This is a genomic window from Solihabitans fulvus (assembly GCF_008386585.1).
Taxonomy (GTDB): domain Bacteria; phylum Actinomycetota; class Actinomycetes; order Mycobacteriales; family Pseudonocardiaceae; genus Solihabitans; species Solihabitans fulvus.
Genome location: NZ_VUOB01000027.1, coordinates 88,523 through 109,893 on the forward strand (window position 1 = coordinate 88,523; position 21,371 = coordinate 109,893).

A 21,371-nucleotide genomic window follows, 5' to 3' on the forward strand; every position below is an offset into this window, starting at 1 on the left:
TCCTCCGCGCGCAGCTATTGACCCGGGCGCGCGCGGCAGGGCGCGCCCGTGATCGCCAACGTTACGACTTGCGCGTCACGAAGATCGCGGTGCCCGGGAACAGCCGGCCGCGCAGCGGGCTCCACTGGCCCCACTCCCTGGTGTGGCCCGCCGGCCACTCGGGCTCGACCAGGTCGACGAGCTCGAGGCCGGCCCCGACGATGTGCCGGACGAAGTCGCCGAGCGTGCGGTGGTGCTCGACGTAGGTCGCCGCGCCGTCGTCGTCGACCTCCACGTACGGCGTGCGGTCGAAGTAGGACTGGGTCACGGTCAGCCCGAGCGGGCCGGGGTCGTCCGGGAAGATCCACCTGATCGGGTGGGTCACCGCGAACACCCACCGGCCGCCCGGCCGCAGCGTCCTGGCCACCTCGCCGAACACCGCGCCGAGATCGGCCACGAACGGCACCGCCCCGAACGCGGAGCAGGCCACGTCGAAGGACCCGCTCGCGAACGGCAGCTCCTCGGCGCTGGCCTGCACCAGCGGCACCGCGACACCCGTCGCCGCGTTGCCGGCCAGGGCGTGCCGCAGCATGCCCGAGGACAGGTCGAGCCCGACCACCTCGGCGCCGCGGCCGCGCAGCCAGCGCGCGCACGGCGCGGAGCCGCAGCCGACCTCAAGCACCCGCGCGCCCGCGACGTCGCCGAGCAGGCCGGCGTCGGCCTCGCGCAGTCCCTCCGGGCACCAGACGAACTCGGCGTCGCCGAGGAACTGGCCGTGTTCTGCCTGGTAGTCGTCGGCGTCGGCGTCCCACCACGCGCGGCTGGCCGACCGGGACTCGGCCGTGCCGACGGTGCGCTTGGCCACCCCCGAGGTGCCGAGCTCGCGTTCGGCGCTGGCGTGCCGCTCGCCGAGGTACGAAGGTGTGGCGTCGGTCACGTAGCTCGCGCCGGGGTCGGACTGGGTGGTCACACTGCTCCTTCTGGGGACCGGGTTTGCCCGGCAATCGCGTGGCCGCGTACGATATCGCCCGCGTAGTAGGTTCGCGCTGGCCACCGACCAGAAGTCACCGGAAGGTGAGCGTGCACCGGCTCGCCGTAGCACCGCAGGCCAACAACCCCAATCCGTACCGGAGCCACCTACCTAATGTCCACCGACACCACCATCGTCCCGGCTGCCACGTCGCCGCGGCAGGTCGCCATCAACGATATCGGGACGGAGGAGGACTTCCTCGCCGCCATCGACAAGACGATCAAGTACTTCAACGATGGCGATATCGTTGAGGGAACCATCGTCAAGGTCGACCGGGACGAGGTCCTGCTCGACATCGGCTACAAGACCGAGGGTGTCATCCCCTCGCGCGAGCTGTCGATCAAGCACGACGTCGACCCCGCTGAGGTGGTCAGCGTCGGTGACGAGGTCGAGGCCCTCGTTCTCCAGAAGGAGGACAAGGAAGGTCGGCTGATCCTCTCCAAGAAGCGCGCGCAGTACGAGCGCGCCTGGGGCACCATCGAGGCGCTCAAGGAGAAGGACGAGCCGGTCAAGGGCACCGTCATCGAGGTGGTCAAGGGTGGCCTGATTCTCGACATCGGACTGCGTGGCTTCCTCCCCGCGTCGCTCGTCGAGATGCGTCGCGTCCGCGACCTCCAGCCCTACGTGGGCCGCGAGCTCGAGGCCAAGATCATCGAGCTGGACAAGAACCGCAACAACGTGGTCCTGTCCCGCCGCGCCTGGCTGGAGCAGACCCAGTCCGAGGTTCGCAGCGAGTTCCTCAACCAGCTCCAGAAGGGCCAGGTCCGCAAGGGCGTTGTGTCCTCGATCGTCAACTTCGGTGCCTTCGTGGACCTCGGTGGCGTCGACGGCCTGGTGCACGTCTCCGAGCTGTCCTGGAAGCACATCGACCACCCGAGCGAGGTTGTCGAGGTCGGCCAGGAGGTCACGGTCGAGGTGCTCGACGTCGACATGGAGCGCGAGCGCGTCTCCCTGTCGCTGAAGGCCACCCAGGAAGACCCGTGGCGTCAGTTCGCCCGCACCCACGCGATCGGTCAGATCGTGCCGGGCAAGGTCACCAAGCTGGTTCCGTTCGGTGCGTTCGTCCGCGTGGACGAGGGCATCGAGGGTCTGGTTCACATCTCGGAGCTGGCCGAGCGCCACGTCGAGATCCCGGAGCAGGTCGTTCAGGTCGGCGACGACGTCATGGTCAAGGTCATCGACATCGACCTGGACCGTCGCCGCATCTCGCTGTCGCTCAAGCAGGCCAACGAGGGCTTCACGGTCGACTCGGAGTTCGACCCGACCCAGTACGGCATGGCCGCCGAGTACGACAACGAGGGGAACTACATCTACCCCGAGGGCTTCGACCCGGAGACCCAGGACTGGCAGGAAGGCTTCGAGAAGCAGCGTGAGGAGTGGGAGCGGCAGTACGCCGAGGCTCACACTCGTTACGAGCAGCACATGAAGCAGGTCGCCAAGGCCGCCGAGGCCGAGCTGGAGGCTGCCGGGGAGACCAACTACTCCTCCGGTGGCGAGGCTCCGGCCGCCGCCGCGTCGTCCACGACCGGCGCCCCCGCCCAGAGCGGTGGCACCCTGGCCAGCGACGAGCAGCTCGCAGCGCTGCGCGAGAAGCTGTCCGGCGGCGCGTGATCCACTGAGGATCGCCGCGTGATCCGCTGAGGATCACCGAGCCAGGAAGGCCCCGCACCACTTCGGTGGTGCGGGGCCTTTCGTCTGTCGACCAAGATCGCCCGATCAGAGGCATTGGTACTCGGCAGTTCCCCTTGGCGGGACCCGGGACGGCCGACTACGGTCTGTTTTTCGTGAGCGATGCGCGGCGGTTGCGACGGTTGGCTGTGCTCGGTGTCGCCGTGAGCGCAGGCTGCGCCGTCGCGTTGACGGGCTGCGCGGCGGCCAAACGGGCGCCGGTCGCCGCGCCGCAGATCCCCACCATCGTTGCCAGCACCGCCGTGACCACGACGGTCGCGCCTGCGGACCGGCCGCTGCCGGATGACTGCAAGCTGGTGGTCCCTGCGGTCGACGTCGACGGCGTGGTCGGCCAGCCGCTGGACGGCCAGCCCGCCAGGATCCTCGGCGTGCCGGAGCCGACGGTCGGCCGCACCGGCAAGCTGGACTGCTACTACGGGATCCCCGAAGGCAGGACGATCGCCTCGGCGGCGATCGTGATCGGCCTGGCCACCTACGCCGACGAGGCGTCCGCGCAGCAGCGGGTCAGGGACAGCGTGGACAGCGAGCGGCAGGACGGCGCGGGCGTCGCTGACATCGCGGTGGAGAAGATGCAGGGCAAGCTCGTCACCGGCAAGACCGAACGCATGGTGATCGGCTCGCTCGGCAGGACGACGTACGTGGTGCGCGCCAAGAACGGCGTGTTCCCCGACGACAAGGTGGGCGCCGCGCTGGCCGCGCTCGCGGTGAAGGCGTTGACCCCGAAGTAGCCGGCGATCCCTGCTGGCACACTGTTCGCCATGTTGCGTGTCGGCCTCACCGGGGGCATCGGATCGGGCAAGTCGACGGTGGCCGGTCGGCTCGCCGAGCACGGCGCGGTGCTGATCGACTCGGACCGGCTGGCCCGCGAGGTGGTCGAGCCGGGAACCGACGGGCTCGCCGAGATCGTGGCCGCCTTCGGGGCCGAGGTGCTGCGCGCGGACGGCTCGCTCGACCGGCCTGCGCTGGCCGGCAAGGTCTTCGGCGACGACGCGGCGCGGGCCACGCTGAACGCGATCGTGCACCCGAGGGTCGGGGCGCGCACGGCCGAGCTGCTCGCGGCCGCGCCGCCGGACGCCGTGGTGGTGCACGACATCCCGCTGCTCGTGGAGAACGGCCTCGCCCCCGCGTACCACCTCGTGGTGATCGTGCACGCCGAGCCGGAGCAGCGGGTGCACCGGCTGGTGACGGCGCGCGGCATGGGCGAGGCGGACGCCCGCGCGCGGATCGCCGCGCAGGCCACCGACGAGCAGCGCCGCGCGGTCGCGGACGTGTGGCTCGACAACACCAGCACGCCGGATCTCGTGCTCGCCGAGGTCGACGCCCTGTGGGCCGACCGGCTGGTGCCCTACGAGGCCAACGTCCGGCTGCGCCGCCGCAACGTGGTGCGCCAGGCCAGGATCGTGCCGGCGGACCCGACCTGGCCTGCCCAGGCCGAGCGGCTGTCCCGCAGGATCGCGCTGGCGGCGGGGGAGCGGGGGCTGCGCGTGGACCACATCGGCTCGACCTCGGTGCCGGGTCTCGCGGCCAAGGACGTCATCGATCTCCAGCTCACCGTCGCGTCGCTGGCCGACGCGGACGCGATCGCGGACCAGCTGGCCGACGCCGGTTTCCCGCAGGCGCCCCAGGTCACCGAGGACAACCCGAAGGCGTTCGCCCCGGATCCGGCGGACTGGCGCAAGCGGTTCCACGGGGCGGCCGACCCCGGCAGGAACGCGAACCTGCACCTGCGGGTGCTCGGCTCGCCGGGCTGGCGGCTGGCGCTGCTGTTGCGCGACTGGCTGCGCGCCGAGCCGGAGCGCAGGCGCGAGTACGAGGAGCTGAAGGTGCGGCTGGCGGCCGAGCATGCCGCCGACGGCACCACCGGGCCCTACGCCGAGGCGAAGGAGCCGTGGTTCGACTCGGCCACGCCGGCGGCGCTGGCATGGGCCGAGCGGATGGGCTGGACTCCGCCGAGTTAGCGGGACCGCGCCGAGGTAGCAGCGCCGCGTCACGTTGATCCCCGTCGGGGTGACGGGCCAGACCGCTGCCGGGCTGGACCCCGCCGAGGTAGCCGGGCCGCGCCGCGTCAGGACGTTGGTCCCCGCCGGGGTGACGAGCCAGGCCGCCGCCGGGCGGGGAACGGACGGGGTCGGCCGGTTCGGCGTCGCGAGGAGACGCCGGACCGAGGACTACATCGGCGGCCAGACCTCGTAGATGCCCTGGTCGGTCAGCCACGTGCCGAGATCGTGCCGGTACCGGCTCAACTCCTCCAGCGTCCGGTGCACGGTGCGCAGCGCGAGGTCGGCGTCGCCGGGCAGCAGCACGTGCCCGGCCACGGCGGCGGCGAAGTCCTCGGAGCGGACGATCCGCGCGGTCGTCCCGCCGGGCACGGCCAGCCCGAGCAGCAGGTCGGTGGTGCGCCACGATCGGGTGTCCCGCTCGACTCGCACCGAGGTGAGAATGCTCGGCCCCGAACGGGCGTGTCGCGACCTCGGGCGCAGTTGCGTGAGGCGGAGGCCCAGGTCGGGCAGCAGTAACGTGACCTCGGAGTCCGAGAACGGATCCTCTGGCGTCGGGCACTCCATGCGGAGGCCCCAGCGCTCCACTCGGCAGGTCGTGAGCTGCCGGGTCGTGCCGGACGAGTAGCTGCGCACAGCGGTCAACGTGTCAACAACGTCAACCAACTGCGGTGTGATGACCGCTCCCACGCGACCCGAGGGTAGCCGTAGGTGTGCGCCGCGTGACGGCCCGGTCCGATTCGTTACATCACGGATTGTGTCGAGTTGCATACCGATGTGGTGACGGTGACTGTCCTCCATTCGGACGGCGGTTGACCGCTCCGGCCCCCGCTGAGTATCAGCGCGGTCGCCAGGTCGTGACCACCTTCTCGCTGGCCAGCCACCCTGGCGCGTCGTAGCCGTGCGCCGAGATGCCCCCGACGGCGCGGTAGGCCGTTCGCAGCGCCCACTCCGCCCGTGCCGGGCTGACCAACCCCGCGCCGAGCGCGGCGAGCAGCTCGTCGGTGTCCAGCACGGTCACGCTCCGTCCGGTGCACACGATGAGGTCGAGATAGAGGTCGACGGTTCGCCAGATGGAGTGATCCGAGGTGATCTCGACGACGTCGATGTAGAGGTCGTACTCGCGCTCGTGGCCCGGCCGCCAGGACTGGCGGGTCAGCCGCAGCCCGTGCGAGGGCAGCAGCCACGACTCGAAGTGGCTGAGCTGCGGATGTCCCGGCACCGGTCGGTACATGTACAGCCCGGACCTGGTGAGGTGGAACTCGTCCACCACCCGCGCGAAGCCCTTCGGATCGGTGTTGCTCTTCGCGTCGATGTCGAAGTACTCGATCTTCGGCGGGTGGATGTGCGGCACGGTCGAACCCTCCGGGAACCGGCGCTGTGGGGACTGGGTGCGCTGCTCGGTCGCCATGCGGCCATCCTGCCTAGTCGCCGGCGAAAACGGACCTGCCGACAGCGGCTCATTCCGCCACGAACGGGTGAACCTGCTCGCTAGGATCGCTGGTCAGACGTCTGGTCGGGCGTTTTGTCACGCGGAGGGGAACGCCGTGTTCGGGATCATCCGGCCCTGCCGGAACCGGCTGTCCGAGCAGCTGCGCGCGGCGTGGCTCGCGCACCTGTGCGGCCTGTGCCTCGCCCTCCGCGACGATCACGGCCACCTGGCCAGGACCGTCACCAACTACGACGGCCTGGTGATCTCCGCGTTGGTCGAGGCGCAGTCCCCGGCCGGCTCCGGCCGCAGGGCGGCGGGCCCGTGCGCGCTGCGCGGCCTGCGCTCCGCCGAGGTCGCGCACGGCGACGGCGCGCGGCTGGCCGCGGCCGTCTCCCTGGTGCTGGCCTCCGCCAAGGTCAGCGATCACGTGGTGGACGCCGACGGCGCCTTCGCGCGCCGCCCGGTCGCCGGGGCCGCGCGCCGGGTCGCCGCGCGCTGGGCCAGGCAGGGCGCGACGACCGGGCACGACGTCGGCTTCGACACCGACGTCCTGGTCGAGGCCGTGCGGCGGCAGCCGGAGGTCGAGGCGGCGGCCACGGTCGGCAGTTCCGTGCTCGCGGTGACCGAACCGACCGAGGCGGCCACGGCGGCCGCGTTCGCGCACACGGCCGTGCTCGCCGGTCGGCCGGGGAACACCGAGGCGCTGGCCGAGGCCGGCCGGTTGTTCGGGCGGGTCGCGCACCTCCTCGACGCCGTGGAGGACCTGGCCGCCGACGAGGCGGCCGGCGCGTGGAACCCGTTGCGCGCCACCGGAACCGACCTGGCGCGGGCGCGCCAGCTGTGCGACGACGCCGTGCTCGGCGTGCGGCTCGCGCTGGCCGAGGCGGAGTTCACCGACCAGAAACTGGTGCACGCCCTGCTGGTGCACGAGCTGCGGCACGCCGTCGACCGCACGTTCGCACCCACCGGCCGTCAACAGCCGGGCGGGCCGTACGTGCTGCCGCCCGACGGACCCCAGGCCCCGCCGCCGCAGCCGAGGCGCAACTGGTTCACCGGCTGCGCGGTGGCGACGTTCATGTTCTGCACCTGCCAGCTGTGCTGCCGCGACTCCTTCCCCGGCCCGTGGTCGCGGGTCCAGCGAAGCGGCTGGTGCTCGAACTGCGGCTGCGACGGCTGCGGCTGCGACGGGTCGTGCGGCACGTGCTGTGAGTGCTGCGAGTGCTGCCAAAGTTGCAACTGACCAGAGGCGGGTGAGCGACTGCCCAGGCGCGCCTGAAAATGTCGGGGGCCGCGCGTAACCTCGGGCCGTGGCCTTCCCTACCGAGTACCCCACCGCGCACTCCGAGTTCCGTCCGGTCGGCGACATCCCGCGCACCGACGCGAGGTTCCGGATGGTCGCCGACTACCAGCCTGCTGGCGACCAACCGCAGGCCATCGACGACCTGGAGCGCCGCATCCGGGGCGGTGAGAAGGACGTGGTGCTGCTCGGCGCCACCGGCACCGGCAAGTCCGCGACCACGGCGTGGCTGGTCGAGCGGGTGCAGCGGCCCACCCTGGTGATGGCCCCGAACAAGACGCTGGCCGCGCAGTTGGCCAACGAGCTCAAGGGGTTCTTCCCGGACAACGCGGTCGAGTACTTCGTCAGCTACTACGACTACTACCAGCCCGAGGCGTACATCGCGCAGACCGACACCTACATCGAGAAGGACTCCTCGATCAACGAGGACGTCGAGCGGCTGCGCCACTCCGCCACGATGAGCCTGCTGACCAGGCGGGACGTCATCGTGGTCGCCTCGGTGTCGTGCATCTACGGCCTCGGCACGCCGCAGTCCTACCTGGACCGCTCGATCGACGTGAAGGTCGGCGGGACCATCGAGCGGGACCTGCTGCTGCGGGCGCTGGTTGACGTGCAGTACACCCGCAACGACATCGCGTTCGCGCGCGGCACCTTCCGGGTGCGCGGCGACACGGTGGAGATCATCCCCGCCTACGAGGAGCTCGCCATCCGGGTCGAGTTCTTCGGCGACGAGGTGGACAAGCTCTACTACCTGCACCCGCTCACCGGCGAGATCGTCCGCGAGGTGGACGAGCTGCGGATCTTCCCGGCCACCCACTACGTCGCGGGGCCGGACCGGATGGAGCGGGCGATCCGGGGCATCGAGGCCGAGCTGGCCGAGCGGCTGGCGGAGTTGGAGCGGCAGGGCAAGCTGCTCGAGGCGCAGCGGCTGCGGATGCGCACCAGCTACGACATCGAGATGATGCGCCAGGTCGGGTTCTGCAACGGCATCGAGAACTACTCGCGGCACATCGACGACCGCGCGGCCGGCACGGCGCCCGCGACGCTGATCGACTACTTCCCCGACGACTTCCTGCTCGTCGTCGACGAGTCGCACGTGACGGTGCCGCAGATCGGCGGCATGTACGAGGGCGACGCGTCCCGCAAGCGCAACCTCGTGGAGTTCGGCTTCCGGCTGCCCAGTGCGCTGGACAACCGCCCGCTGACCTGGGAGGAGTTCGCCGACCGGATCGGCCAGACGGTGTACCTGTCCGCGACGCCGGGCCCGTACGAGATGGGCCAGGCGGGCGGCGAGTTCGTCGAGCAGGTGATCCGGCCGACCGGCCTGATCGACCCCGAGGTGATCGTGAAGCCGACCGACGGGCAGATCGACGACCTGGTGCACGAGATCAGGGTGCGGGCCGAGAAGGACGAGCGGGTGCTGGTCACCACGCTGACCAAGAAGATGTCCGAGGACCTCACCGACTACCTGCTGGAGCTGGGCATCCGGGTGCGGTACCTGCACTCGGAGGTGGACACGCTGCGCCGGGTCGAGCTGCTGCGGCAGCTGCGGCTGGGCGAGTACGACGTGCTGATCGGCATCAACCTGCTGCGGGAGGGGCTCGACCTGCCCGAGGTGTCGCTGGTGTCCATTCTGGACGCGGACAAGGAGGGCTTCCTCCGCTCGGGCACGAGCCTGATCCAGACGATCGGCCGCGCGGCGCGAAACGTGTCCGGCCAGGTGCACATGTACGCGGACAAGATCACCGACTCGATGCGGCACGCGATCGACGAGACGAACCGCAGGCGCGCCAAGCAGACCGCCTACAACGCCGAGCGCGGGCTCGACCCGCAGCCGCTGCGCAAGAAGATCACCGACATCCTGGAGGCGGTGTACCGGGAGGCGGAGGACTCCGAGCAGGACGTGCCGGTCGGCGGTTCCGGGCGCAACGTGTCGCGCGGCAAGAAGCCGACGGGGGAGCGCGGTTCCGGCCGCAGTTCGGGCGTGCTGGTGGACAAGGACGTCAGCACGATGGCGCGGGCCGAGCTGGCCGACCTCGTGCAGCAGCTCACCGAGCAGATGATGAACGCGGCGCGCGATCTCCAGTTCGAGCTGGCCGCCAGGCTGCGTGACGAGGTCTCCGACCTCAAGAAGGAGCTGCGCGGCATGGACGCGGCCGGCGTGAAGTAGGGCGGCATTGCACCATTGATGGTACCGTTCCACCATGGCACTCAATATCAAGGATGCCGAGACGGAGCGGCTGGCTGCTGAGGTCGCCGCTCTTACCGGGGAGTCGAAGACCGGCGCGGTGCGGGCGGCGTTACAGGAGCGACGCGACCGGCTCATGGTTCACGAAGATGCCGAACGACGTCGACTGCGACTGCATCGTTTTCTGGAAGAGGAGATCTGGCCGTTGATTCCGCCAGACGAGCTGGGCAAGCCACTAACCAAGGCCGAACAGGAAGAGATCCTGGGAATCGGTCCAGACGGCGTATGATCATCGATACCTCCGCAATCATCGCGATCATCGGTCGCGAGCCGGGATACGAGCGTCTGGAGGAGCGCATCGCCGAGGCAGTGGTACCCAAGATCGGCGCGCCCACGCAGTTGGAGACGGGCATGGTCCTGGTTGGCCGGTGGGGTGCACGTGGAAACACACTGCTGGCGCGTTTCCTACAACACAACGGGATCAAGACCGTTCCGTTCACCGAAGCGCACACCGAGATCGCCGTGGACGCGTTCAATCGATTCGGCAGGGGGCGGCACCCGGCCGCATTGAACTTCGGTGACTGTCTCAGCTATGCGACCGCGTATGTCGCAGGCGAGCCATTGCTGTTCGTCGGAAACGACTTCTCGCAGACCGATCTTCCGTTGGTGAAGTAGGCATGGACGAAGAGACCTCGGACCAGGAGCGCTCAGGCTCCGACAGGCCCCTGCGCAAGGCGGAGTTTCGCCAGTTCATGGAGAAGGAGGTCTGGCCGTTTGTGCCGCCAGGTGAGCGCGGAAAGCCGATCTCCAAGGCCGAACGGGAAGAGATCCTCGGCATCGGGCCCGACGGGGTGTGCGCGTGAGTCTCGATGAGGTGATCGCGTACTGCCTTGCCAGGCCGGGCGCGGAGGAGACCTACCCCTTCGGCGACCAGAGCCTGGTCTGCAAGGTCGGCGGCAAGGCGTTCGCGTTCATCGGGCTGGAGGACGGGACGGTGGGGGTCAAGTGCGGCCCCACCGCCGAGGCGGCGGGCGAGTGGCGCGAGCGGTACCCCGAGGACGTCACCGTTAGCGCCTACATCGGCCGCTACGGCTGGAACAGGGTGCGGCTCGGCGGCGCGGTGCCCGACGACGACGTGCTGGAGCTGCTGGACCGCTCCTACGAGGACGTCGTCGGCAGGCTGCCCAGGTCGCGCCGGCCCTAAGCGCCCGGCCGTGAGTCCGCCCGGTCGGTCGCGCGGGCACGGATGTCGGTCCTGGCGCGTTAGTGCCGTGTTATCCCGATTTCATCGGCCGGCCTTATCGTCCCCCAGGGGGACGGCCGGCCGGGCCGTGATCGACACGAGCCTGAACCTGGGGGCGCCCGATGGAGGTCAGCTTCGCCGAGGACAGCATCCGGTTCCTTGGCTACGACTTCCTCGGTTCGACCGTCCACCCCGCCGGCGTCGTCACCGTGCCGCAGCTCCGCGACGCGGACTGGATCGCGCTCCCGCTCGAGGTCGTGACCACCTCGGGCGAGACCCTGTTCGTCCCGAGCCGGCAACGCGTCGCCCTGCAACGGTTCTGCCGCCACAACGACGTCCCGCACCGCCAGCGCCCCGACGTCTGGGGCGACCTGCTCGAACCGTTCCTGGACACCTCGTTCACCGTCGAGCACGAGATCGACACCGAGACGAGGCTGCGCGAGGCCGGGCTGCGCCGGGACGAGGTCGCAGACATCCGCGGCAGGCTGACCCCGCTGATGAACGCGTACAACTTCGACAGCATGCTCTGGGAGTGGTGCTACCTGGGGCTGTTCGACCTCCTCCGCGCCGCCAACGGCCACCTCGTCCCGCCCGACCTGCCGCCGACCCTCGGTGACCCGACGGCGTTCTACGCTTGGACGATGTCGCTGGCCGAGCGTCACCCGGGTGTGGCCTAGTGCGGTGTCCAGAGGGCGCGACGATCACCGCGCGGGAACTCAACAGAGCGACGCTGGGCAGGCAGCTGCTGCTCGGGCGGGAACCGCTCGGCGCTCCTGACGCGCTGCGTCGCGTGGTTGCCGTGCAGGCGCAGCACGCCGCCTCGCCGTACCTCGCGCTGTGGAACCGGCTCGCCGACTTCGACCCTGCCGACCTTGACGCCGCCTTCGCCGAGCGGAAGCTGGTCAAGGCGACGCTCATGCGGTTCACCCTGCACGTCGTGCACCCCGACGACCATCCGGCCATGCACTCGGCCATGCAGCCGACGCTGCGCAGCAGGATGGGCGACCCGCGCTTCGCGCGCAGCGGCCTGTCCGCCGCCGAGGCCGACGCCCTGGTCCCCGACCTGTTGGCGTTCCTGGCGAAACCCCGCGTGACGGCCGAGGTCGAGGAGTGGTTCGCCGCGCGGATCGAGCTGCCCCCGAAGGGCGCGTGGTGGGCGCTGCGGACGTTCGCGCCGGTGCTGCACGCCCCGACGGGGGACACGTGGTCCTTCGGCCAGCGACCGGCGTACGTGGCGGCCGGGGCACAGGCGACGCCGTACGACAGGGAGCGGTCCGACGACGCGCTCACCACGCTGGTGCTGCGCTACCTGGCCGGGTTCGGCCCGGCGTCGGCGGCCGACGTGGCCCAGTTCGCGCTGGTGCAGCGGGCCAGAGCCAGAACCGCCGTCGCCGCCCTCGGCGATTCGCTGGAACGGCTGACCGGGCCCGACGGCACGGAGCTGTTCGACGTCCCCAGCGGGCTGCGGCCCTTGGCGGACACGCCCGCCCCGCCGAGGCTGATGGCCATGTGGGACAGCGTGCTGCTCGCCCACGCCGACCGGGGCCGTGTCATCCCGCCCGACTACCGCCCGCTCGTGACCAGGTCGAACGGCGACGTGCTGCCGACCCTCCTGGTCGACGGCCAGGTCGCCGGCGTGTGGCGGCCGGTCGACGGCGGCATCGAGGCCACCGCCTTCCACCGCCTGCCGGCCGAGGTGTGGGCCGGGCTCGCCGCCGAGGCCGAGGCGCTGACGGCGTTGCTCGCCGACCGCGAACCCACGGTGTATCGCCGCTTCCGCCACTGGTGGGCCGCGCTGCCGAGCGCCGAGGTCAGGGTGCTGCCGGGATAGCCGAGAGAGTCGCTCCACGAACGGCCGACCGTCGATCACAATGGTGCTCAGGGCACAGACGGAGGTGGCGATCATGGCGATCGGTGTGCAGGTGACCTTCGACGCGAGCGACCCGCAGAAGCTGGCGGAGTTCTGGGTGCTGGCCCTGGACTACGTCCCCGATCCGCCGCCGCCCGGCTTCATCAGCTGGGGAGCGTTCGCCACGGCGCACGGCATGCCCCGCGACCAGTGGCGCGCCGCCGTCATCGACCCGGAGGGGCGCGGGCCCCGGCTGCTGTTCCTGCCGGTGCCGGAGGGCAAGACCGCGAAGAACCGCATGCACCTCGACGTGCACGCGAGCGCGGGCGCGCCCGACCCGGTGCTGCGCCGCGCCGCGGTGGCCGAGCACGTCGAGCGCCTGGTGGCGGCCGGGGCCACCAGGCTGCGCGAGGTCGAGGAGGAGTTCGGCTACTGCGTCGTCATGCAGGACCCCGAGGGCAACGAGTTCTGCGTGACTTGACGTCCTCCCCCGTGTGAACGCGGGGGATTCCGGTCTGTGCGGCCTGGGCCGCGCTCCCGGCGGGTTCCTGCTTCGCGGCCGACCGCTCGGGCGAACCCGAGACTGACATCAGCTCCACAGGCGTTGATCTGTCGGCCCGTCCGGCCGCCAGGATGTCTTCGCCGCGTTCACGTCCCGGTCGTGGCGCGCGCCGCAGCGACATGTCCACTCCCGGATGTCGAGCGGCAGCTTCTCGCCGATCACTCCACAGTCCGAACAGGTGCGGGTGGAGGGAAACCAGCGGTCCACCCGCGTGAACGTCCGACCGTGGCGGACGGCCTTGTATTCCAGCATCGCCACGAACGTCGACCATCCCGCGTCGTGCACGGACTTGGCCAGCCGGGTACCCGGTAGTTGAAGCGAAGCTGCACACCACCAGCATCGAACACCCGTGCGAACCCACGCAAGATCACGTTCGAGTGACTCTCACGCCACGACACTGCGGCACGCCTACACCGAGCAGCACAACCACCCGGTGTCAGGCACTGCTCGGGCCTTGGCGGCCCTCCCAGCAGCGCGGGCCTTCACCCCCGCCCTGAGGGGCCGAGCACTGGCCCGCAGTCCGGTAGCGGTCAGCTGGTGATGTCCTTTGTGGTGAAGCGCCTCGCGGCCAGCAGCGTGAACACCGCGCCGAACACCAGCGACGAGCACGCGCCCTTGATCAGGTTGGACCAGTCAACGTCGGCGGTGAGCAGGTCGGCCCAGGCGAAGGCGTAGTGCGTCGGCAGGTAGTTGCGCAGGCCCTCCAGCGCGGTGATCTGGTCCAGGATCTGCGACAGGATCGACACCAGCACCGTGCCGCCGACCGCGCCGAGCGGCGCGTCGGTGGACACCGACAGGAACAGCGCGAGGCCGGCCACCCAGAACAGGTGCACCGCGACGAAGCACACCGCCAGCGCCAGGCTGACCACGCCGCTGCCGAACGACGCCGCCTCGCCGGTCGGGCTGACCGACTGGCCCGTGCCGTACCAGACCGCGCCGACCGCCAGCGACACCGCGGGCAGCAGCACCAGGGCGAGCAGCGTGAGCAGCCCCGAGGCGAGCGCCTTCTGCCGCAGCAGCCGGTGCCGGGGAATCGGGATGGCCAGCAGGTACTTCAGGCTGGACCAGGACGCCTCGCTGGCGATGGTGTCGCCGAAGAACAGCGCCACGATCATCGGCAGCAGGAAGCTGCCCGACACGAACAGCACGAACACCACGAAGTTCACGCCGCTGGAGGTGGCCAGGTCGACGAACCCGCCGGTCTTCCGGTTGGGCGAGTTGGAGCCGAGCTGGAACGCCAACACCAGCAGGAACGGCAGCACGACAAGGAAGCCGAGCACCAACTGGGTGCGCCGCCGCCGCAGCTGCCTGGCCAGTTCGACCCGCAGCGGCAGCGTCCGGTTGGCCCGGTAGCCCACCGTCGACCCGTCCTTGGCGACCCGGTTGACCTGGTGCGCCGCCGCGTCGGTCAGGTCGCCGACCGCGGCGGGATCGGTGTGCACGTCGTGGTCCTCGGTGTGCACGCCTGCCTCGTCCCTGCTCATCGCGCGTCCTCTCCAACGAGCTGGAGGAACGCGTCCTCCAGCCGGCGCCTCGGCGCGGCTCCTTCGACGGACACGCCTGCCGTGACGAGCGCGGCGACCGCGACCGACCTCGGCACGCCGTCCAGGTTCGCGTGCACCTGACCGCCGTCGACAGCCACCTCGGTCACGCCGTTCAGCGCGCGCAGCACCTCAACGGCCGCGTCCTGCCGGTCGACCACGAAGCTGGCCTCGCCGCCGCCCTGGGCGATGTCGGCGACCTCGCCGGCCGCGACCAGCCTGCCCCGGTGCATGACCACCACATGGCTGCACGTCTGCTCGACCTCGGCCAGCAGGTGGCTGGACACCAGGACCGTGCGCCCCGCCGAGGCGTAGCGCCGCAGCACCTCGCGCATCTGGTGGATCTGCGGCGGGTCGAGCCCGTTGGTCGGCTCGTCGAGCACCAGCAGGTCCGGCAGCCCGAGCATGGCCTGCGCGATGGCCAACCGTTGCCGCATGCCCTGGCTGTAGGTGCGGACCCTGCGGTGCACCGCGTCGCCGAGGCCGGCGATCTCCAGCGCCTCCTCGACGTGCGCCTCCTCGACGGGGCGGCCCGTCGCGGCCCAGTACAGCCGCAGGTTCGCCGCGCCGGACAGGTGCGGCAGGAACCCGGAGCCCTCGACGAACGACCCGATCCGGGACAGCACCGGCGCGCCGGGCGCGATCCGGTGCCCGAACACCCTGATCTGGCCCGCGCTCGGCTTGATCAGCCCCATCATCATCCGCAGCGTGGTCGTCTTGCCAGCGCCGTTGGGGCCGAGCAGCCCGAGCACCTGCCCGTGCTCCACCCGGAAGGACAGGTCGTTCACGGCGGTCAGCCCGCCGGGGTAGGACTTCGTCAGGCCCTCGATGACGAGTGGAACGCCGGTCAGCTCGGGGTCGACGTCGTCGGACCGGCGTCGGCGCAGCGCGCTCACCAGCACGACGGCCAGCGCGCCGACGATCACCGCGGCGATGCCCCACAGCGGGCCGGCCGGCACGCTCTGGCCGGTGCTGGTGTGGCCGGGCACCACCGGGACGGCCAGGCCGGCCCCCTCGGCCAGCGAGACGACGTAGGACGCGGGCTCGGCTGAGTTGGCGTAGGCCTGGTCGGTGGTCGCCAGCACGAGCTGGAGCCGGTGGCCTGCCTCGATCGGCTTGACGATGCCGGGCAGCGTGACGGTGACGTCGGCGGGCAGCTGGCCGACCCGGAACGGCGCGACGGCCGAGCCGGGCAGCGAGCGGGTGCCGTCGGGGGCGATGTCGTAGAGCTTGGCGAACAGCACCGCGCCGTCGGCGGGCGCGGGCTGGCCCTGCGGCGCGGCCACGTGCACCCGGACGGTGGCGGAGCCGGTGACGAGCAGCTGCGCGTCGAGCGGGGCGGTGGTGAAGCTCGCCGCCTGGCCGGGCACGTCGACGGCCAACCGGCCGGCCAGGCTGGCCGTGCCGCTGGTCAGCGCCGAGCCGAGGCCGGGCAGGCTGCTCACCGCGGCCGGGTTGCCGCCCGGCGGGTTCAGCACGGCCTGTTCGCGGCCGGTGAGGGGCAGCGTCCGCCGCTGCGTGCCGTCGCCGGTGAGGCCCGGATAGCCGGGCGCCGTGATGGTCCGCACCGAGGGCACCCCGCTGTTGCGGAACGCGCCCTGCACGGCGTACTCGAACCCGGTGCCGGGGTCGGCGCCACTCCCGGTCAGGTGGAACGACAGGAAGTCGCCGATCTCCTTGCGCAGCTCGGGTCCTGGGCCGCCGCCGTCGTGGCCGCCGGTGTACCAGACCATCTTGACCTTGCCGCCGGCCCTGGTGATCTCGTTGGCGGTGCGGTCGGCCTGGTCGAGCCCGAACAGAGTGTCCTGCTCGCCCTGCACCAGCATGGTCGGCGCGGTGATCTGGCCGGTGACGGTCGACGGGGACGAGTCGCGCAGCAGTTGCAGGGTCTGCGCGTCGGCCCTGCCGGTCGTGGCGAGCTGGGTGTACGCGCGGCAGACCTCGGGCCGATACCGGCCGCAGCTGCCCGGTGGTTGTTGCCCCGCAACGGGCTTCTGGGTGCCCGAGCTACCGGGGGTGTCCGCGCTCGGCGCGGTCGCGCCCTGCTGGGCTCCGGTGTTCTGGGTGCCGGTCTGGCCGGCCTCCGGCGCCTCCTGGGTGGGGTTGGCCTGCGCGCCGCCGAGCCCCGCCGCGAAGAAGATGCCGGCCCACGAGCGCTTGAACACGCCATCCTGGCCGAACGCGCCGGCCGCCGGGGTCTTCGCGTCGCCGGGCTGCTGGCCAGCGGCGTTCGGCAGTAGTGCCTGGGCGAGGTCGTTGTAGGTGATCACCGGGGCGATCGCGTCCACCCGCTTGTCCACGCCGGCCAGCATCAGCGCCAGCGCGCCGCCGTAGGACGCCCCGGTCACCCCGACCCTGGGGTCGCCCGGCTTGTCCAGCTTCACCTCGGGCCGGGTGGCCAGCCAGTCGATCAGCCGCTGGCCGTCGCGCACCTCGTAGTTCAGCGAGTCCAACCCGATCTGGCCGGTGCTGGCGCCGAAGCCCCGCGCGGAGTAGGCGAGCGCAACGAAGCCCTGCCTGGCCAGCTCCTTGGCCTGGTCGGCGACGCTCTGCTTGCTGCCGCCGAACCCGTGCGCGACCAGCACGGCCGGCGCGGGCGTGCTGGCCGGCAGGTAGAGCGTGGTGTCCAGCCGCACGGTGCCGGAGCTGCCGGGACCCTCCGGCACCTCGACGAACGCGTCGCGGGAGCTGACGGGTGGCTCTGGCGCGCCGGAGCGGGTCCACAGCACGACCGCGCCGACCACGGCGAGCACGACAATGACGGCGAGCAGCGACCAACTGCTCCGGAAGCGGGACACTCCGTCGACGGTAGGGGAAGGAAGCTGAGAGTTCGACGCCGGATGATCAGCTTTGCCCGGACGGGTTGTCCGTCTCGTGACCGTTCTCCGGGATCTCCACCACGTGCTCGACGACGGGCGGGTCGAGGAAGTACCCGCTCACGGCGTCCCGCCACTGAACGAAGCCCTCGGAGCGGTAGAAGACCTGGGTGTGCGCCTCGATGGTCTCCCAGTCCACCCGCATGAAGAACCGGCACGGGTCCTCGACGCTGCGGCTGAGCCGGACCGACCGACAGCCCTCGGCGTCCCTGATGTACCGCACGGCGCGGTGGTAGGCGGCGACGAACGCCTCCTCGTCACCTGGGCGGATGAGGAATTCCGCGATGCTGAGGACCACGCGTGGATGGTGTCATGTCCTGGCGGCGATTGGGATCACAGAATCGTCCGAAGGAGGGATCCCTGCGCTCTCCGGCATGACCGGGTGACGCTGCGCAGCGCATCGAGGCGGATACCTGCGCGTTCGGGTGCGACCAGTCACCCTGAGTGGCGCAGGTGCCAATCGTCGGCAATAATCATGGACGGTGGAGGGGAGTATTCCTTCGCGGCGGTGTCGTCAGCACGGAGCCCGACGTAGGGCGCCCGGTGCCGCCGGTCGGTGTTCGCATCGACGGAAGAGACCTCCGGTCATTGGCGTGCGCCCATGTACCGGAGGTTGCTTAGGTGAATGTTCCCGTGTGGCTGTGGATCGCGACGATCGTTGGCCTCCTCGCTCTGCTGGCCATCGACCTCGTGATCGTCGACCGGAAGCCGCATGAGGTCTCCATCGGCGAGGCGGCCAGGTGGGTCGCCTTCTACGTGGCCTGCGCCATCGTGTTCGGTCTCGGCATCTGGTTCTTCGCCGGCGGCACCCAGGCCGGTGAGTTCTTCGCCGGTTACATCACGGAGTACTCGCTCAGCGTCGACAACCTGTTCGTGTTCGTCGTGCTGATGACCGGGTTCGCCGTGCCCGCCATCCACCAGCACCGGGTGCTGCTCGTCGGCATCCTGGTCGCCCTGGTGCTGCGCGGCCTGTTCATCGCCGTCGGCGCGGCCGTCATCGCCCAGTTCAGCGCGATCTTCTACCTGTTCGGCGCGTTCCTCATCGTCACCGCGTACAAGCTGGCGCGCAGCCGCCACAACGGCGGGGGCGAGGAGGAGGAGTACAAGGAGAACGCGCTCGTCCGCGCGGTGCGCAGGGTGCTGCCGGTGACCAAGGAGTACCACGGCGAGAAGTCGTTCGTGCGGGTCGCCGGGCGGCGGATGGTCACCCCGATGTTCATCGTCATGCTGGCCATCGGCACCACCGATCTGCTGTTCGCCCTCGACTCCATCCCTGCCATCTTCGGCCTCACCAAGGAGCCGTTCCTGGTCTTCACGGCCAACGCGTTCGCGCTGATGGGGCTGCGCCAGCTGTACTTCCTGCTCGGCGGCCTGCTCAACAAGCTGGTGTACCTGTCGGTCGGGCTCTCGGTGATCCTCGGCTTCATCGGCCTCAAGCTGATCCTTGAGGCGCTGCACACCAACGCGCTGCCGTTCCTCAACGGCGGCGAGGGCCTGCCGGTGCCGACCATCAGCATCACGCTCTCGCTGACCGTGATCGTCGGCGTCCTGCTGATCACCACGGTCGCGAGCCTGATCAAGGTCCGCCGCGACCCCACCGCCGTGAAGCAGCTGCACTGAGGCGCGGCGGCCAGGGCAAGGCCGCGTTGCGGGTCCGTGGCTCCTGGGAAGGCAGGCGCCCCGGACCCACAACGCAGGTCAGTCGACGCAGGGGATGTCGCCGCCGGTGACGGCGCCGCCCTGCTCACCCGTGGTCGGGATCGCGGCGCTCGTCGGCGCGGCCTGCGTCTGGCCGGACGGGTTCGGGTTGGGCAGCGCGGACGGCCAGGCGAAGTCCGCGCCGAGGTAGATCGACACCTGGCCCTTCGCGGCCTGCGCGCTGGACTGCACGGTGATGCCGAGCAGCTGCCCGAGCTTGTCGGCGTCGTCCTTCGCGCCGGTGCCGTAGAAGATCGTGGACGTGTCGCGCGCGTCGGTCGAGTTGGCCTGGCCCTTGCCGAAGCCGTGCGGGATCAGCGCGTCGAGCAGGTTCTGCGCGGCGAGGTTCTGGCCGCTGCCGTTGCGCACGTTGACCGTCGACCCCGAACCGGTCGGCACGGTGCCCTGGTTGGAGCCAGGGGTCGCGCCGGAGGTGGCGGGCGGCGCCTGCGACGGCGGGGTGCTGCCCGTCGCGAACAGCGTCTTCACCTCGGCCTGGATCTGCGGGATGTCGATGACGTTGACGTCCTGGCCGTGGATCTTGTCGTAGCCCTTGATCGGCAGGGTGTGGAACTCGGTGTTGCCACCGGTCAGGCCGGACGCCTCCTGCGCGAACGTCAGGATGTCCAGCTTGTCGTCGATCACCACGTCCTTCTTGGCCACCTCGATCAGGCCCTGGAGGGCGCCGAGGTTGCCGAACACGCCTTGGTTCTTGAGCTTGTAGGTGATCGAGGCGAGGAAGGCCTGCTGCCGGTGCGTGCGGTCGAGGTCGTTGTTCTGGAGGCCGTCGCGCTGCCGCACGAACGCCAGCGCCTGCGCGCCGTTGAGGTGCTGCTTGCCCTTGGGGAAGTCCGCGCCGGACTTGGGGTCCTTCACGGCGTTGTTCAGGCACACGTCGACGCCGCCGAGCTGGCTGGCCAGGTCGTAGAACCCGGAGAGGCTGATCTCCGCGAAGTGGTTGATCGGCACGTTGAGCAGCTTGGTCAGGTTCGCGATCGTGGAGTTCCTGCCGGCCTCACGGCTGCGCGACTCCAACGTGGGCAGGTCCTTGATGCCCTGGTTGTAGAGCTTGTTCCACTCCTGGTCCTTGGCGAGACCGTAGGCCTCCTTGATCTTGCCGGACTTCTGGCCGTCCGGTGCGTCGACGAAGGTGACGTAGTCGTCGCGGGGGACCGACACGGCGGTGACCTTGCTGCCGTCGTTGGGGATGTGCAGCACGATCATGGTGTTGGTGTTGTAGCCGCCCTCGCTGCCGTCGCCGGCGTGCAGGGCCTCCAGCACGTCCTTGGGCAGGTCCTCGCCGTTCTGTCCCTTCCTGGTGGTCAGGCCGATCACCAGGATGTTGACGGCGCCCTCCTTGTTCTTGGGCGCCTCGGCGACGGTGGCCTGCGAGGTGGTGATGCCCTGTTTCACCTCGCGGATCTTCGCCCACGCGATGCCGGTCAGCAGCAGCACGAGCACCGAGACCAGCGAGACGAACACGCGGCCGGTGATCCGCGCGGTGCGCACGGCCGCGGACTCCACCCTTGGCGCTGACCGGTCGTCGGAGACGGGCGAGAGGACGTCGGTCGCCCCGGCGAGGTCGTCGCGCTGGATCGGGCGGCGCGGCACGGGATTGGGCCCGGACGGCTGGTTGCGCCCCGAGGGGCCCGAGGGCCTCGGCGGCACGGGACGCCCCTGGCCGACCCGGGGTCGGTCCTGCGGGGCCCGGTCCTGCCGGGGACCACCGGACGAGGGTCGTCCTGTTCCGTCGCGACCCTGCTGCGGCTGACGCCGCCCGTCGCCTCCCGGTGGGAAACGCCGGTCGTCCTCGTACTCCACGCTCGCTCCTCGCCCCATCCGCAAACGCAATCCGCAGGCGGTTCAGCGTGTGGGCCGCGTTCCGCCTCCTCCGCGGCACCGACACCTGATCCGCATGGAACAAGACGATCGAGCCGAGCGAGAGGTTGCCATCAACTTTCCGGGAAGTGGCCTGGTCAGCTCGTAGTCG

Annotated in this window: 22 protein-coding genes; 14 read left to right on the top strand and 8 right to left on the bottom strand. The window is 70.6% G+C overall.

The genetic code is table 11. From position 1 onward, the window contains the following. Nucleotides 1-61 precede the first annotated feature (61 nt). Nucleotides 62-916 (bottom strand): class I SAM-dependent methyltransferase, encoded by an 855-nt coding sequence (locus F0L68_RS16230; RefSeq protein ID WP_149850450.1) that lies wholly within the window; start codon nt 914-916, stop codon nt 62-64. Nucleotides 917-1,123: 207 nt separating this feature from the next. Between F0L68_RS16230 and rpsA the strand changes: the two genes are divergently transcribed. The 4 genes from rpsA to F0L68_RS16250 all read left to right on the top strand — a co-directional run bounded on the left by rpsA (nt 1,124) and on the right by F0L68_RS16250 (nt 4,891). After that, on the top strand, nt 1,124-2,620 hold the full coding sequence (gene rpsA, locus F0L68_RS16235; RefSeq protein ID WP_149850418.1) for a 30S ribosomal protein S1: 1,497 nt from the start codon (nt 1,124-1,126) through the stop codon (nt 2,618-2,620). Nucleotides 2,621-2,793: 173 nt separating this feature from the next. Continuing rightward, nucleotides 2,794-3,426 (top strand): hypothetical protein, encoded by a 633-nt coding sequence (locus F0L68_RS16240; RefSeq protein ID WP_223198834.1) that lies wholly within the window; start codon nt 2,794-2,796, stop codon nt 3,424-3,426. A gap of 30 nt (nt 3,427-3,456) precedes the next feature. Then, entirely contained in the window at nt 3,457-4,656 is a 1,200-nt protein-coding gene (gene coaE / locus F0L68_RS16245; protein ID WP_149850419.1) for a dephospho-CoA kinase, read from the top strand. Nucleotides 4,657-4,705: 49 nt separating this feature from the next. Next, complete coding sequence (locus tag F0L68_RS16250; protein ID WP_149850420.1) at nt 4,706-4,891, top strand: hypothetical protein; 186 nt, start codon at nt 4,706-4,708, stop codon at nt 4,889-4,891. Here the strand turns inward: F0L68_RS16250 and F0L68_RS16255 are convergent. Together F0L68_RS16255 and F0L68_RS16260 are read right to left on the bottom strand one after the other, a co-directional pair. Continuing rightward, on the bottom strand, nt 4,867-5,385 hold the full coding sequence (locus F0L68_RS16255; protein WP_149850421.1) for a hypothetical protein: 519 nt from the start codon (nt 5,383-5,385) through the stop codon (nt 4,867-4,869). The genes F0L68_RS16250 and F0L68_RS16255 overlap by 25 nt on opposite strands. A 148-nt stretch (nt 5,386-5,533) precedes the next feature. Next, entirely contained in the window at nt 5,534-6,106 is a 573-nt protein-coding gene (locus F0L68_RS16260; protein WP_149850422.1) for a ribonuclease FAU-1 family protein, read from the bottom strand. A 136-nt stretch (nt 6,107-6,242) separates the two neighbouring features. On the opposite strand from F0L68_RS16260, the gene F0L68_RS16265 reads away from it, so the two are divergent. From F0L68_RS16265 to F0L68_RS16305, 9 genes are all read left to right on the top strand, one after another. After that, nucleotides 6,243-7,367 (top strand): DUF5685 family protein, encoded by a 1,125-nt coding sequence (locus F0L68_RS16265; protein WP_149850423.1) that lies wholly within the window; start codon nt 6,243-6,245, stop codon nt 7,365-7,367. A gap of 67 nt (nt 7,368-7,434) precedes the next feature. Beyond that, nucleotides 7,435-9,594 (top strand): excinuclease ABC subunit UvrB, encoded by a 2,160-nt coding sequence (uvrB, locus tag F0L68_RS16270; protein ID WP_149850424.1) that lies wholly within the window; start codon nt 7,435-7,437, stop codon nt 9,592-9,594. Nucleotides 9,595-9,628: 34 nt separating this feature from the next. Further along, nucleotides 9,629-9,901 (top strand): type II toxin-antitoxin system VapB family antitoxin, encoded by a 273-nt coding sequence (locus tag F0L68_RS16275; protein ID WP_149850425.1) that lies wholly within the window; start codon nt 9,629-9,631, stop codon nt 9,899-9,901. Then, a complete protein-coding gene (locus F0L68_RS16280; protein ID WP_149850426.1) occupies nt 9,898-10,287 on the top strand; it encodes a type II toxin-antitoxin system VapC family toxin in 390 nt (129 codons plus the stop codon). Before F0L68_RS16275 ends, F0L68_RS16280 begins: the two co-directional genes overlap by 4 nt. 2 nt (nt 10,288-10,289) lie before the next feature. Further along, complete coding sequence (locus F0L68_RS16285) at nt 10,290-10,475, top strand: hypothetical protein (RefSeq protein WP_149850427.1); 186 nt, start codon at nt 10,290-10,292, stop codon at nt 10,473-10,475. Continuing rightward, nucleotides 10,472-10,816, top strand: a complete 345-nt coding sequence (locus F0L68_RS16290) for an MmcQ/YjbR family DNA-binding protein (protein WP_149850428.1) — start codon at nt 10,472-10,474, stop codon at nt 10,814-10,816. Before F0L68_RS16285 ends, F0L68_RS16290 begins: the two co-directional genes overlap by 4 nt. A gap of 161 nt (nt 10,817-10,977) precedes the next feature. After that, nucleotides 10,978-11,532, top strand: a complete 555-nt coding sequence (locus F0L68_RS16295; RefSeq protein WP_149850429.1) for a hypothetical protein — start codon at nt 10,978-10,980, stop codon at nt 11,530-11,532. Then, nucleotides 11,532-12,686, top strand: coding sequence for a winged helix DNA-binding domain-containing protein (locus tag F0L68_RS16300; protein WP_149850430.1), 1,155 nt, complete (start codon nt 11,532-11,534; stop codon nt 12,684-12,686). Before F0L68_RS16295 ends, F0L68_RS16300 begins: the two co-directional genes overlap by 1 nt. Before the next feature lie 73 nt (nt 12,687-12,759). Then, nucleotides 12,760-13,185 (top strand): VOC family protein, encoded by a 426-nt coding sequence (locus F0L68_RS16305; protein ID WP_149850431.1) that lies wholly within the window; start codon nt 12,760-12,762, stop codon nt 13,183-13,185. 108 nt (nt 13,186-13,293) lie between these two features. Here F0L68_RS16305 and F0L68_RS16310 read toward each other — a convergent pair whose 3' ends face one another. From F0L68_RS16310 to F0L68_RS16325, 4 genes are all read right to left on the bottom strand, one after another. Then, nucleotides 13,294-13,524 (bottom strand): zinc ribbon domain-containing protein, encoded by a 231-nt coding sequence (locus F0L68_RS16310; protein ID WP_438672287.1) that lies wholly within the window; start codon nt 13,522-13,524, stop codon nt 13,294-13,296. Between the two features lie 272 nt (nt 13,525-13,796). Next, complete coding sequence (locus F0L68_RS16315) at nt 13,797-14,750, bottom strand: ABC transporter permease (RefSeq protein ID WP_149850432.1); 954 nt, start codon at nt 14,748-14,750, stop codon at nt 13,797-13,799. Continuing rightward, on the bottom strand, nt 14,747-17,605 hold the full coding sequence (locus F0L68_RS16320; RefSeq protein WP_223198836.1) for an alpha/beta fold hydrolase: 2,859 nt from the start codon (nt 17,603-17,605) through the stop codon (nt 14,747-14,749). Before F0L68_RS16320 ends, F0L68_RS16315 begins: the two co-directional genes overlap by 4 nt. A 46-nt stretch (nt 17,606-17,651) precedes the next feature. Then, nucleotides 17,652-17,981 carry a putative quinol monooxygenase gene (locus tag F0L68_RS16325; RefSeq protein WP_149850433.1) on the bottom strand — a complete coding sequence of 110 codons (330 nt, stop codon included), beginning with the start codon at nt 17,979-17,981 and terminating at the stop codon, nt 17,652-17,654. A 323-nt stretch (nt 17,982-18,304) separates the two neighbouring features. On the opposite strand from F0L68_RS16325, the gene F0L68_RS16330 reads away from it, so the two are divergent. Then, nucleotides 18,305-19,303, top strand: a complete 999-nt coding sequence (locus F0L68_RS16330) for a TerC family protein (RefSeq protein WP_149850434.1) — start codon at nt 18,305-18,307, stop codon at nt 19,301-19,303. 78 nt (nt 19,304-19,381) lie between these two features. Here the strand turns inward: F0L68_RS16330 and F0L68_RS16335 are convergent, their stop codons facing one another. Next, a complete protein-coding gene (locus tag F0L68_RS16335) occupies nt 19,382-21,202 on the bottom strand; it encodes an LCP family protein (RefSeq protein WP_149850435.1) in 1,821 nt (606 codons plus the stop codon). Nucleotides 21,203-21,371: the final 169 nt, after the last annotated feature.

Coding starts and splice junctions, on each gene's coding strand:
- F0L68_RS16260 (WP_149850422.1), bottom strand. CDS start 6,106: ATGGCGACCGAGCAGCGCACCCAGTCCCCACAGCGCCGGTTCCCGGAG.
- rpsA (WP_149850418.1), top strand. CDS start 1,124: ATGTCCACCGACACCACCATCGTCCCGGCTGCCACGTCGCCGCGGCAG.
- coaE (WP_149850419.1), top strand. CDS start 3,457: ATGTTGCGTGTCGGCCTCACCGGGGGCATCGGATCGGGCAAGTCGACG.
- F0L68_RS16305 (WP_149850431.1), top strand. CDS start 12,760: ATGGCGATCGGTGTGCAGGTGACCTTCGACGCGAGCGACCCGCAGAAG.
- F0L68_RS16285 (WP_149850427.1), top strand. CDS start 10,290: ATGGACGAAGAGACCTCGGACCAGGAGCGCTCAGGCTCCGACAGGCCC.
- F0L68_RS16295 (WP_149850429.1), top strand. CDS start 10,978: ATGGAGGTCAGCTTCGCCGAGGACAGCATCCGGTTCCTTGGCTACGAC.
- F0L68_RS16280 (WP_149850426.1), top strand. CDS start 9,898: ATGATCATCGATACCTCCGCAATCATCGCGATCATCGGTCGCGAGCCG.
- F0L68_RS16275 (WP_149850425.1), top strand. CDS start 9,629: ATGGCACTCAATATCAAGGATGCCGAGACGGAGCGGCTGGCTGCTGAG.
- F0L68_RS16315 (WP_149850432.1), bottom strand. CDS start 14,750: ATGAGCAGGGACGAGGCAGGCGTGCACACCGAGGACCACGACGTGCAC.